Below are 12617 nucleotides of genomic sequence, written 5' to 3'. Positions count from 1 at the left end.
ATACGGTATACTGACAGCGTTATGTCAGGAGTATTACACTTTATTTCCGGCTGGCCAGCAGCGCATTGGCTGCATTATTTCCATGATAAAATGCTTCTTCAAATATGGAAATACCACTCAGATCAGAATGGGCCAGGAATACATGCGGATGGCCGCTTTGCGCTGCGGCAGCCCTGGCGGGCCCTGTAATAAAACCGGGATGAGGCCGGATCATACCATGGCCCCATACCCACACCTCTATATTCCTGATCAGTGCATGGATACCAGGATGCGCCTTTTCCAGGTCATCCGTAATCAATTTCACCCAATGCGCATGTGCCAGTCCTAATGCGTATTTTCTCGACTCTACGGGCGACAGATGATCCAACGGTAGATAGTAAGTAATGACTTGTTTTGCCAATGGTATTTGCGTGATTTTTTGCTGCTGGGCATTCACATAGCCGAGTGACCGGCCTCCGTATATCACATTATCCCAGCATAAAGGATAGCCGCGTGATTCAGGTACATGATCCAGGGTAATATTGGCTACTAACCAGGGAGAGTATACGAAGTCGTGATTATATCCTGCAGATGGCAATAGACGCTGGGTAATAAATTGTGGCGTAGCCATAATACAGGCATTGGCGACTATGCGTTTAGTCTGCCGGGTAGCAACGTCCAGGTAGTCTACTATTACCTTATTTCCTTCCGGTGTTACTTTATAAGCGAGACAATTTGTACGGAGATTATTTTGGCTGAATTGCTGCAGATGCTGTACCAGCCGGCCATTGCCCTGGGGCCAGGTAAGTACCTGCGAACCATCTGCATTAGCGGCTTTGCCTTTGCGGCCGGCAAAATAATGGATCCCAGCCCAGGCACTGATGGCGCCGATACCCGCGCCGTAATCATCCCGGCAGCAATAGTCGATATACCAATACAGTTCTGCCGAATGGTAACCCTGTTGCTCGAGGTATTCCTTCATGCAGATATGATCGAGGGCCGTGTAGACCGGATCTTTGGAGCTACCGGCTACCGGTATGTCAAATGCAAACAATGCATCATTTCCTTTCTCCCAACGCAATTTCTCCACAGCCGCAAAGAAGCGGCGAAACTCTGCCAATGCAGTGGCTGCTACTCCAAATTGCGGGACCAGTCCTTCCTGCCAGCGGTCATGAATAAACAGCCTTTCTTCCGGATCAAAGCACAGGTCTGTTTCGTTGTAAACGGGTAGTCCATTTGCATCGTAATTTATAAGTATGCCGGCTTCCTCTAATAAGGAAAGCAGCGGTTTATTATCCAGGTTAGGTATTGGCAGATAATGCGCTCCCAGCGGGTAGGCGGAGTATTCATTTTGTCCGCTGGCGGAATTACCGCCGGCATGAGATTCCAGCTCCAGCATACTGAAACGGTGTATTCCGTTTTGTTGCAGTACCCTGGCTGCCGATAGTCCGGCAATACCACTCCCCACTATCACTACATCGAATTCCTCTATGTGTTGCGGTGTGGTAAAAGTAGTGTCCCGCAGTTGATGACCAATCGCTGCTGAAGCACCATGTATTTTACCTGTTATATGCCCGTATTTATCCTTTTTGCTACTACACCGGGTGTATTGTGTAGCGGTAACAGTGGCGCCTGCAATGAGGGCCATATACCGCAAAAAATCTTTGCGGCTAAGTGGTTTACTCCTGGTATTTTCCCCATTCATCTTCAAAATATTGCACTAATACCTGATTGTTTAAATGATTCGCCAACACTTCACGTTTATCCATATCGGCTGTGAACTGGCACATTTGCGGGAATACGGCCGTTGAAAAATACCGTAACCCTGCGGGTAACTGTTCATGATGTTCAACCAGCCCTGCAGGCGAAGCCATTACATAGCCCCATTCTCCAAAAGAAGGAACGTACGTATGATAAGGTAAGGTTTGATAGCCGCATGCGTGCAGGGTAGCATTCACACACCAGAACGCTTTGGGCGCTACAAAAGGCGAGGTAGACTGTATCACCACCACGCTGCTGTCGTACAGCGAACGGCGAAGCTGTCTGTAAAAAGCAGTGGTATATAATTTCCCGACGGCATAATTACCTGGGTCTGGAAAATCAACAATCACTACATCATACAAAGTTTTATTTTCTTTCAACCACTGAAAAGCATCTGCATTGATTACTTCCAGCTTAGGGGAAGTAAGGGAGTTATGATTCAGTTTCGATAACATGCTATTCTGCCTGAATAGCTTTGTCATAGACGGATCCAGGTCTACCAGTGTAATATGTTCTACCTCCGGATATTTCAGTATCTCCCTGGCGGCCATTCCGTCTCCACCACCCAGTACCAGCACCTTGTTATGGCGGGGGCCATACATCATAGCAGGATGTATCAGCGCTTCGTGATAACGGTATTCATCTACGGAGCTGAATTGCAGGTTACCATTCAGATACAGCCGCAGGTCCGTTTTACTGCGGGTGATGACGATCCGTTGATAGGGAGAAGAATGAGAATAGATGACCGGATCACGGTATACCTGTCCCTCTGAAAAAGACATGATTTCATTGGCCCAGACAAAAATACTGATCAACAACAGCATCACCACTATCGCTTTCAGCTTCAGGTAGGACGCCCATTTAATCTCCCGTTTAAACTTCACACACACGACCATGGCTACCAGTACATTGAGGATACCGAAGAAACAGGAAGTCCGGATTAATCCCAGATAAGGTACCAGTAGTAGGGGAAATACAATAGAAGCCAGCAATGCACCGATATAATCAAATGTAAATACCCTTGACACCAGATCACGGAACTCATAGCGGTTCTTTAAAATGCTCATGAGCAACGGAATTTCCAATCCTACAAGGGTACCTGTTAGTCCTACCAGCAGATACAGGATCAAACGAAATGAGGCCGCGTGCTCGAATAGCAGGAACAGCAGCGCGGAGCTGATGCCTCCTATCAGGCCAACCAGGATTTCCAACTGAATAAACCAGCTTAACAATTCTTTTTTAAAGAAGCGCGACAGGTATGCTCCGATGCCCATCGAGAACAAATAGGCCCCGATGATCGTAGAAAATTGTGTAACCGAATCTCCCAGTAAATAACTCGCCAGCGTACCTGCCACCAGTTCGTAAATCAGGCCGCAGGTAGCTATCACAAACACAGATAATAAAAGCAGTACTTCCACTGATCCCCTTAATTTAACCATGAATCGCTGAGCTGATAATCATGCCGATAGCGATAATAAAAGCAGCTACTACAATTGCCAGCGCCACATTTTTGTTTTGTACAATTTCTTTCCAGGTATTTTCCGGTGTAAAGCGATCTACCAGCCAGAAGGCCAGCATAAGGATGATGACTCCTATGAAAGAATAAACTACTGATGCGAGAATGTATTTGAGTTCTAATGCGTCCATAAATTATAGGTTATTGATAAAATGGATTTATTTATGATAAAAATGATTTACTCCACTGCGGCCGCGGGCAGTGCGTGCAGTACCAGGCTCCCATTTTTCGGTACTGGCACAGTTACAGATGCGGTAGCCAAAATGATTACTCAATAGTAATGCGATTAAAAAAAGCGAGGCAAGGCAAATGATAACCTTATCTTTTTGCCATAATATAGCGAGTCGCTTCTTTATAACTGGTAAATATCCGTTGTCTTCCTGCATTTGTTAGTGTTTAATGTTTAACAACATTGCTTTCCTCCCAGCGTCTTTGTTCGAAATGCCGCCCTAAAAAGTAAATGATCACCGCAATGGCGCCCAGTATACAACACAGCAGTCCGGCATTCCAAAAAGAAGGGATATCCCAGAATACGGTTAAAGTAATATCCACCGGCACCGAAATAACTTCCTTTGTAGGAGTGACTACAAAATGATAGGTGCCGGGAGCTACACTACATATAAATTCCTTTTGCCGGGGATTTCCTTCCGACCAGGACTCTCCTTCAGAATAGCCATGGTAGTAGGATGCGCCGACCACAAAATTAGTTTCCTTACCGGTTTGCTCATTCACCAGGTTTATTTCCGTTTCGCACCAGTTATTATCTACGTTGCTACTAACTTCCACCTGCATATTGGACATGCTGCCCGTTAGTTTAAAGGATGGCGAAACCCGGGGCTTATTTGCGGTAGCGGTATCGATGGTAATATTTTCATGAAAAACTTCTACCTGTTTGCGATAGCTGCTGTATACCAACTGAATGATCAGTGCCAGCACACAAAACATCAGGGTTCCGGTCAGGAAACGCCGGGGTTGAATATTCCAGTAAAGCGGCTGCGCAGGGGCTATACCTACTGGTTTATTCATGGTAGCTGTTGAGGGAAATGCCAGCCGGATTTCCTTATGCGGAATGTAACTGCCCTGAAACAGGTCTGCTTCATCGCGGCTCCTTTCATCATATTCCATCGCAATCATCTCCGGTGGATGAATAAATTCCACACATCTCACCTGGTTGTTAAAGTCGGCCTCCCAGTTAAACTCTCCACTGGCATAATTATATTTTGCCTGGTATTTACTGAATCGCTCATAATCTTCGCCCTGGAAGCTGATTGTTTTTTCACCACCCAGCGCAGCATTACCCAGTTGCTGATCATTGGGGATGGGCGCCAGTAGGTTCCAGTGACCATCGTAGGTTGACAGAAATGCTATTTCATGGCTATCTCCCCGCTTCAAGGTATATTCCTCCCAATACCAGGAAGTACCTACTTCAAAGCGTTCTGCGTAAGCGATCACCGTATATGGCTGCCCGCGAAGCTGACCGGTGGTACCCAGCGGAATCAACTGATTTTTTTTAGGCGAATGAAGCTTGTATATTTTTTCGAAACCCAATCCCGTATTCTTTAATACCGCATTGCAGTTACCACAAACGTAGCAAACGACTTTAGCGGCATCAAATAATACCTGTTTTTTATTACACCCGGGGCAGGTGATCGATTGTTGTGGTATGCTCATTACAGACAAAGGTTAAGGGAGCTATCTACGTAAGCTATGGGATTCATGATGTGTGATTTCAAAAAAAACTTTTATGCTTTCCATGAGTGCAATGGTGGTATCATCATTGTTTCTTTTAAAATTCGACAGGAATACATCGCATGTGCACAATCCATATTCCGGCCAGGTATGTACCGATATATGGGATTCCGTGAGACAACTCACCGCCGTAAATCCGCCACCTGGAAAGTTATGTACACTATTTCCTACTTCTGTGAGATGATGTTGCAATATCTGCTCATTGATAAAATCCTGCCAGCGTTCACTACTATACAAAAGGTCTGTTCGTTGGGTATACAACGTGGTTAACAAGTGTAATCCCGGTTTATATTCCATACATGTGAAAATGTTAGCAACCGGCAAAGTAAATTAAAGAATTCCGGATTTAAAAGAATAACGGAAAAATACTTACGGCACCGCAGGCAGCTTGCTCATGTCAATTTTCTCATTCCCAAATCCAAACGTTACGCCGAACATGGCCAGTATCCGCGACTTATCCAATCCAAAATCGTTGCCAAAGGCGCCGTTGATGTACATATCTTTTGCTATCCGGTAATTAACAAAGCCAACTATCCGCTGGGATTTCAAGTTATCCTGCACCGTATAGTTCCGGTACACCGCTTCCATGCCAAAACTCACGGGGTCAAATTCAAACGACAGGCGCCCGCCTACATCCACACTGTTGGCCGGGGTGATGGCGCCGTTTTCCAGGGCATAGGCATCATACATATATCTGGCGTAAGCAGCAATACTGAGATAATTGGTAGTGGTGGCCCCGGGGTGATTTAAATTGAGTGGGGTATTCAGGGCAAATGTACTCCATATGCCCGCTCTGCCGGCCTTCCAGGCAGTATCAGCAATACCATAGGTAGCGTAGGCGCCGGCCACGTCCCATTGAAAAAGAGGTTTTTCTGTCAGCTGATTTTTTACCCGGGTCATTAAAGCCGACAGGGCTTCGTTTTTACGGGCGGTATATTGTCTGAAGATCCTGGCAACAGTGGCAGTATCACCGTTTTGGACAGCGGTGCCATATGCAGGATCCGAGTTCACAGCATCCAGTATATCCGCTTGCTGCTTTTGGGTGAGCGTGTCCACGGTGGCGTGTAAGCGTTCCGCATACCCTTTGCGGTAGGCCCGCAGCAGTGTGCTCCGGAAACCGGCAGAGAAAACTTTCTGGGTGGTGCCGGCACTATCCGGGATCATATCTTTCCTGATGAAAGCGATAGAAATAGTAGTGAATTTAAGGGCGGAAAAAGGCTGCGTTTTCCATACTTCCGGCGCGGTGCCTGTTTTGTAGCGTTTAATGCCGATGAACCGGAACACGTCGCGGTTTTTCGGGAGTGCCCACCAATAGGGCGTAAACTGAGCGGCATAATTCTGTGGCCAGCCATCTCCGTTAAAGTTTTGCAGTACACTTAACCCGAAAGCTTTGGGCGTAGCGGGTGATTCAATTAAGGTGGGCGAAATATCTACCAGCTTAAAAGCACTGGATTGCGGTACGCTGAGTTTTTCTGCAGGTGCTTCCTGTGCATAAAGCTGCTGGCGGGTCAACAGCAATAACAACAACGACAGCCAACAGATAAGTTGCTTCATCATTAGTCCAGTTTTACGGTCACCAATAAATAAACAGTACTGAAATCGCCACTGGCGTTGATTACCTGGTCAGGTATAGTGAATTCCTTATGACCTTCCGTGCCGGCATCAAACACGTAACGGGCCCCTATTTTCCCAAATTCAATTTTTCGGGTGGCCAGGTCTTCCCAGAATAATTCTATTTTGGTAACGATGTGAATACTTCTGCGCTGCAAACTCATAGCCCGTCCCAGCGCCATTTGCCGGATATCTCCGGATGCATCGGATACGCCATCGGGAACAGGAAATTTGCTGCCATCGTCCAGCATTGTAAATATTCTCGTCCACGCAAATCCATTGGTAGTAATATCAACAGCCAGCTTGAGCTGCTGATCGCCGTTTCCGGCTACGTAATGGTTCATAGGATTGTTGATTAAAGCATGATTTAAATTCTGGCAATGACATACTCCCGGTGGTTTTTCCGCATAAGCTTATTCATTTCGGGCGTATAGGTTAATACGCATGCAAAATAATAAATCTCCGCTGTGCTGTCAAAATAAAAATGCGGGTGTATTGCGTTGCAATACACCCGCATTTTTATTTTGTTCCTCTTATTTGTTCAGGGGAAAAACAGTACGCAGTGCGGGAAAGCGTAAATATACACCGGCCCATACCAGGATGCCGAAAATAATGGGGAACCAGTAGGATATATTTAGCCGGGACATCACCGCTACTGCTCCACCCAGATAACAACTCAGGAAGATAGCTCCCAGTATAGCGGTGCGGGGTATTGCGTATAAAATGGTGCAGAGCAGCAGTACTACGCCAAGGCCCTGTACCTGTTGTTCCGGCCAGCCCAGATCCACACTACCTTTAACAGATACTGCGGCATTAGCTACTTTCATCACTGCATCTACCAGGAGAAAAAGTAATACGAGAATAGTGATCACCCAACCGGTAATACGGGTGCTTTTAGAAGGAGCTACTGGTTTCATATAGATTGTTTGCGTTTCCATATACTTTAGTTTTTTTTGGTTGTTTGTTTAACGATACAAACTTATACCGATTCATTATTTTTTGCCGAGGGCGAATACGACATTCTTAATGGCCGATTGCGACAAAAGCAGAACATCTTACCTTTGCGCCATGGATTATTTCAAAAAGCAGCTTGATTTACTCAAAATAGAACGGGAAACGGACCAAAAGTCTTATCAGCAAATGACAGAAACCTCGTCCGTAGCAGATCGCAGGGCGAATGGACTTACCTGGTACCCCATTGCTATCCGGGGTTCTGAAATGAGCCGGGGCGACTACCTGACCGTGGAAGTAGAGCGTACCACCCATCAGGATATTCCTCATCAACTGCGTTTTGGCGCTTCCGCGATGCTATTTTCCAACCACGACCGGAAACAGGATCATCTGGAAGGTACCATCTCCTACCAGGGCGGCAACCGCCTGAAAATAACCCTGCGCACCGATGAACTGCCGGAATGGGCCAGTGACGGCAAGCTGGGAATTGATGTATTATTCGACGACAACAGCTATGATGAAATGCAGAATGCCCTCAAACAGGCAGACGCATTACAGGATAAAGAACCGGAAGGCAGACTGATAAAGATACTAACCGGAGAAAAGAAGCCCTCCTTTCACCCGGAGCAGCCACCTTATGTGAATCCAAAATTAAATGCATCCCAGCAATCAGCCGTTACCAATATATTATCTGCCAACGATCTGGCGATTGTACACGGACCTCCCGGCACGGGTAAAACAACCACGCTGGTACAGGCCATCAAAGCATTGATACAACAGGACCGTAAACAAATACTGGTAGTAGCCCCTAGTAATACCGCGGTAGATCTGCTCAGTGAAAAACTATCGGATGAAGGTTTGAATGTGCTCCGTGTAGGTAACCCCGCCCGTGTTTCCGAAAGACTCATGTCACTCACGCTCGATAGTAAAGTGTCTGAACACAGCAGCATCAAGGAAATCAAGCGACTGAAGAAACAGGCCAATGAGTTCCGCGATATGGCGCATAAGTACAAACGTAATTTCGGCAAAGCCGAAAGAGAACAACGAAAAGCGCTGTTTGATGAAGCCCGCAAGATCATGAAAGAAGTAGGCAACACCGAACAATATATCATTGACGACCTGATCACCAAAGCGCAGGTGATTACGGCCACACTGGTAGGCGCCAATCATTATACCATCAAAAATCTGCAGTACCATACTGTGGTGATAGATGAAGCCGGGCAGGCACTGGAACCTGCCTGCTGGATTCCCATTCTGAAAGCACAAAAGGTGGTGCTGGCAGGTGATCATTGCCAGTTATCACCCACCGTTAAATCAGAAGAAGCTGCCAGAAAAGGGTTGAGCACTACCCTGCTGGAAAAATGTACGGCCCTGCATCCGGAAAGTGTGACGCTGCTGGAAGAACAATACCGTATGCACGAAACCATTATGGGATATTCTTCCAGCATTTTTTATGAAGATAAACTGAAAGCACATGCATCTGTTGCCCGCCATCTGCTGTTTTCAGCAGATAATCCGCTTTCCTTTGTAGACACTGCCGGCTGCGGGTTTGATGAAAAATCTGAAGGCACCAGCACCACCAATCCGGAGGAAGCTGCCTTTTTATTTAAACATCTTACCTTGCTGGTAGCTGATCTGAGTGCGCATTACCAGCCGAAAGATTTTCCAACAATAGCAGTGATATCTCCCTATAAACAACAGATACAACTGCTAAAAGAACAGCTGCTGCATTCACCGGTACTACAGCCTTATGCAGACAAAATTTCTGTGAATACCATAGATAGTTTCCAGGGACAGGAGCGCGATATTGTATACATCAGCATGACGCGCAGTAATACCGAAAACAAGATTGGATTCTTATCCGATATCCGGCGTATGAATGTAGCCATGACACGGGCACGTAAAAAACTGGTGGTGATAGGTGACAGCGGAACGCTTTCCCAGCTGGGATTCTATGCGGACTTTATCACCTATGCAGAAAATAAAAATGCCTACCAGAGCGCCTGGGAATTTATGGATATTTAACTGCCGTACTCATAACGGACAATAGCTGCTGATTAAATGCAGGCTGTTGTTCAAACATCGGAAAATGGCCGGCACCTTGTATCCAATATAATTTTATATCCGGGCGGATGATTTTCAGCTCATAGGTGTAAAATGCCAATGGATCCTGGTTGCCGGCAATGATGGTGATGGGACCTTTATAATGAAATAAATTTTTGCTCAGGTCGTAGTGTACCCGCCGCAGATCACTCACCATCAGTTGTTGCATCAGCAAATTCGTTTTCGCTCCATTCATCTTCACCATCATACTATCGATCAGCGACTTGTTATAGATATAGGCCAGTCGTACGGTTCTGGTATACAACGCAGAATCGGCCTTATTTCCGTGACCCGCTTCCAGTTTTTTATCCAGTGAATCCATCAACACCACATCTGATGCGCCCAGGCGGGCACGCAGGTTATTGACATGTGTTGTCAACAGGTCGGCAGAAAACTTATAGTATCCCGGATCGGCGAGTACCAGGGCACTTACTTTGTCCGGGTAATTGGCCGCAAAACTCATTGCCAGCATAGCTCCCCAGGAATGACCATAGAAAACAGCCCGCTTTACATGCAGGTGTTGCAACAGCCGGTTTAGGTCATCCATGACCGCCTTGAGATTGATGGTAGTAGAATCGAATGGAACCGGAACAGACAATCCTGTCCCCCGTTGTTCCAGCAAAATACTGCGGTATTGTTTGCTGAGTGCAATGGCTACTTCTTCCTGCTGCAAACAGGAGTTTCCGGGACCGCCGGATAAAACAATTACTGGTGTTCCGCTGCCGTAAGTATGATAATAAAGATAGCCATTGGGATATCTGATAGAGTCCAGTTGCTGTGCGTAGCCTGTTAATGCGCAAAACAGCAGCATGGTTAACAACACGGGTGTTTTCATATAAGATCAGGTTGAAAAAGTAAACAGGTATTTCTGCTATTAAAGTAGTGCAATTTCCCGATTACAACAATTTATACGGGAAGACCCGTGTTGGTCATTATCACCGGGAGGACTTTTTATTTTTCAGAATGTTTTATCTTGTGCCATCTTTCTCCTTTAATCCAATAACGATGATACCGATCAGCCAACTATTGCTTTTTGCATTTACTGCATTGCTCATGGTATTAGTGCCGGGGCCGAATATGATTTACCTGATTTCCCGGTCTGTTACGCAGGGGAAAAGGGCAGGATTTATTTCGCTTTGCGGAGTGGCCTGTGGATTCCTGTTTCACATCACCCTGGTATCTTTTGGGTTAACCGCTGTTTTAATGGCCGTTCCTTACGCCTATACGGTACTAAAAATGACCGGGAGCCTGTATTTGCTGTACCTTGCCTGGCAAACGCTTAAACCGGGCGGAAAAGGCATGTTTGACACTGACAAACAGCTACAGGCAGATAAGCCGCTTAAATTATTCAGTATGGGTCTTTTCACCAATCTGCTGAATCCAAAAGTAGCCGTGTTTTACCTGTCTTTTTTTCCGCAGTTTATCAAGCCGGCGTACGGGTCTGTGCTGGCACAAAGCTTCCTGTTGGGCCTTACGCAGATAACGGTTAGTTTCACAGTTAATTTTTTTATCATATTTTCCGCTGCGAAGGTAACGCGTTGGTTTTCCGCTAATCCGAAGTGGGTACGCCTGCAGAAGTGGGTAATGGGCGGTGTTTTCGGCGGATTGGCCATCAAAATGGCGCTGGACAAGGGTAAATAAATGCTTGGCGGGAGCTTAAAAAAGCGTACCTTTGCCGGTTTTTCGGGTAAGATAAATGGTAGCCTGCTCATAGTGATCAGCCTGTTTATTTTTTGAACAAATACATTATGAGTAAAATAGTTGATTACAGGAAGTTGCTGGGCGTTACCAAAACTACTGAGTTAAAAGAATTAAAAACGATTTACAGGAATTTAATGAAGGAGTGGCATCCGGATAAATTTGAAGGAGTAGAGGAAGAGAAAAAGCTGGAAGCCGAAACGAAGAGTAAAGAATTGATTGAAGCATATCATTTCCTGGTGAGTATTGCGCCTGAAACAATTGAGGCTGCACTTCCACAGTATACTGAAACGATATCTGCCTCTACAATGGTGGATTTCAGTTATACCAAACAAACATTGCAACTTCATTTCCAGGATGGCAGCAGCTATGAATACCTGGATGTTCCGAAGGCATTATACGTGAAGCTGATTAACTCAGATACACCGGGTAGATTCTGCCGCCGGCATATCTATCATGAGTTTGTGTATCGTAAAGTAAGTAAGGCGGTTGAGGCTTAAACAAGCCCGGACAAAGGGTTCCGGCACATGATTATTATTTATGTGCTGAAGTTTTTTTCAAAAAAGTCTGGAAAAAATTTGGTGAAATGCTTTGTCTGCTTATCTTTGCAACCCCTGACACGATATCAGTTGCCCAGATGGCGAAATTGGTAGACGCACTGTGTTCAGGTCGCAGCGCTCGCAAGGGTGTGCTGGTTCGAATCCAGTTCTGGGCACTAAAATGGACAAATCGAGATGACTCTTGGTTTGTCCATTTTTATTTTTGGGAAAATTCCAGAATCAAAACTAACGGATCAAGTTGAAAACCTGGGGGATAGCATAAATTTTAAGCATAGAGTTTAGTTAATCTATAAAGGAAGAATTCAACATCCCGCACCCCTCGCAGTGCATTTCTAAAGGATTTTACTTTGGCATTAAAAGACTCTGCAGCGGCGTTGGTAGCCCTTTGAAGAAGTTGAGGATGCCCAGATAGTGAGTTCTAATAGTCCTGGCAACAGTTTTGAAAGATAATATCCCCGCTTCCTCTACGTCATTATACCACAAAGCCAGTTTCTTAAACGCCTCTTCTTTACATTTGCACTGCCTGTAAACCTCACCCAGTCGAAGGGATAGCTGATAAGATTTATGAATAAGAGGATAATGACTAAATAAAAGTTCCGCTCTTTGTTGCTGTTCTCTGGTCCATAGCCTGGGATGTTTGAATAATAAATATCKACTTCTAGCCAGCAGTTGCTTGGTCGTGTCTCCGT

12 protein-coding genes, 1 tRNA gene and 1 pseudogene are annotated in these 12617 nt (G+C 45.7%); 4 read left to right on the top strand and 10 right to left on the bottom strand.

Translation table 11 applies throughout. The features are described 5' to 3' along the window. Window positions 1-40 precede the first annotated feature (40 nt). From AC1DCV_RS22735 to AC1DCV_RS22700, 8 genes are all read right to left on the bottom strand, one after another. Window positions 41-1684 (bottom strand): FAD-dependent oxidoreductase, encoded by a 1644-nt coding sequence (locus AC1DCV_RS22735; RefSeq protein ID WP_477025297.1) that lies wholly within the window; start codon window positions 1682-1684, stop codon window positions 41-43. After that, window positions 1659-3158: a polyamine aminopropyltransferase gene (locus AC1DCV_RS22730; protein WP_477025296.1), complete on the bottom strand. Its 1500-nt coding sequence runs from the start codon at window positions 3156-3158 to the stop codon at window positions 1659-1661. The genes AC1DCV_RS22735 and AC1DCV_RS22730 overlap by 26 nt, the downstream gene beginning before the upstream one ends. 13 nt (window positions 3159-3171) lie before the next feature. After that, a complete protein-coding gene (locus AC1DCV_RS22725) occupies window positions 3172-3387 on the bottom strand; it encodes a DUF350 domain-containing protein (RefSeq protein WP_477025295.1) in 216 nt (71 codons plus the stop codon). Window positions 3388-3652: 265 nt separating this feature from the next. Further along, a complete protein-coding gene (locus tag AC1DCV_RS22720) occupies window positions 3653-4927 on the bottom strand; it encodes a DUF4178 domain-containing protein (protein ID WP_477025294.1) in 1275 nt (424 codons plus the stop codon). Window positions 4928-4948: 21 nt separating this feature from the next. Then, window positions 4949-5302, bottom strand: a complete 354-nt coding sequence (locus tag AC1DCV_RS22715) for an S-adenosylmethionine decarboxylase family protein (RefSeq protein WP_477025293.1) — start codon at window positions 5300-5302, stop codon at window positions 4949-4951. A gap of 72 nt (window positions 5303-5374) precedes the next feature. After that, on the bottom strand, window positions 5375-6562 hold the full coding sequence (locus AC1DCV_RS22710) for a hypothetical protein (RefSeq protein WP_477025292.1): 1188 nt from the start codon (window positions 6560-6562) through the stop codon (window positions 5375-5377). Then, complete coding sequence (locus tag AC1DCV_RS22705) at window positions 6562-6960, bottom strand: hypothetical protein (RefSeq protein ID WP_477025291.1); 399 nt, start codon at window positions 6958-6960, stop codon at window positions 6562-6564. Before AC1DCV_RS22705 ends, AC1DCV_RS22710 begins: the two co-directional genes overlap by 1 nt. Window positions 6961-7149: 189 nt before the next feature. Further along, window positions 7150-7554 carry a DoxX family protein gene (locus AC1DCV_RS22700; RefSeq protein WP_477025290.1) on the bottom strand — a complete coding sequence of 135 codons (405 nt, stop codon included), beginning with the start codon at window positions 7552-7554 and terminating at the stop codon, window positions 7150-7152. A gap of 130 nt (window positions 7555-7684) precedes the next feature. Between AC1DCV_RS22700 and AC1DCV_RS22695 the strand changes: the two genes are divergently transcribed. After that, window positions 7685-9592: an AAA domain-containing protein gene (locus tag AC1DCV_RS22695; RefSeq protein ID WP_477025289.1), complete on the top strand. Its 1908-nt coding sequence runs from the start codon at window positions 7685-7687 to the stop codon at window positions 9590-9592. On the opposite strand, the gene AC1DCV_RS22690 is transcribed toward AC1DCV_RS22695, so the two are convergent. Then, a complete protein-coding gene (locus AC1DCV_RS22690; protein ID WP_477025288.1) occupies window positions 9579-10505 on the bottom strand; it encodes an alpha/beta fold hydrolase in 927 nt (308 codons plus the stop codon). The genes AC1DCV_RS22695 and AC1DCV_RS22690 overlap by 14 nt on opposite strands. A 170-nt stretch (window positions 10506-10675) precedes the next feature. Between AC1DCV_RS22690 and AC1DCV_RS22685 the strand changes: the two genes are divergently transcribed. From AC1DCV_RS22685 to AC1DCV_RS22675, 3 genes are all read left to right on the top strand, one after another. Beyond that, window positions 10676-11311: a LysE family translocator gene (locus AC1DCV_RS22685; protein WP_441574508.1), complete on the top strand. Its 636-nt coding sequence runs from the start codon at window positions 10676-10678 to the stop codon at window positions 11309-11311. A gap of 107 nt (window positions 11312-11418) precedes the next feature. Next, on the top strand, window positions 11419-11868 hold the full coding sequence (locus AC1DCV_RS22680) for a KTSC domain-containing protein (protein WP_441574509.1): 450 nt from the start codon (window positions 11419-11421) through the stop codon (window positions 11866-11868). Between the two features lie 131 nt (window positions 11869-11999). Beyond that, window positions 12000-12083 (top strand) — tRNA-Leu (locus AC1DCV_RS22675). A 110-nt stretch (window positions 12084-12193) separates the two neighbouring features. Here the strand turns inward: AC1DCV_RS22675 and AC1DCV_RS22670 are convergent. Beyond that, window positions 12194-12594, bottom strand: a pseudogene (locus AC1DCV_RS22670) (ISL3 family transposase). Window positions 12595-12617: the final 23 nt, after the last annotated feature.

It is taken from the genome of Chitinophaga sp. 10T418, assembly GCF_056394125.1.
The sequence above is the reverse complement of the archived record's forward strand: the minus strand, read 5'-3'. Positions and strand labels throughout refer to the sequence as shown.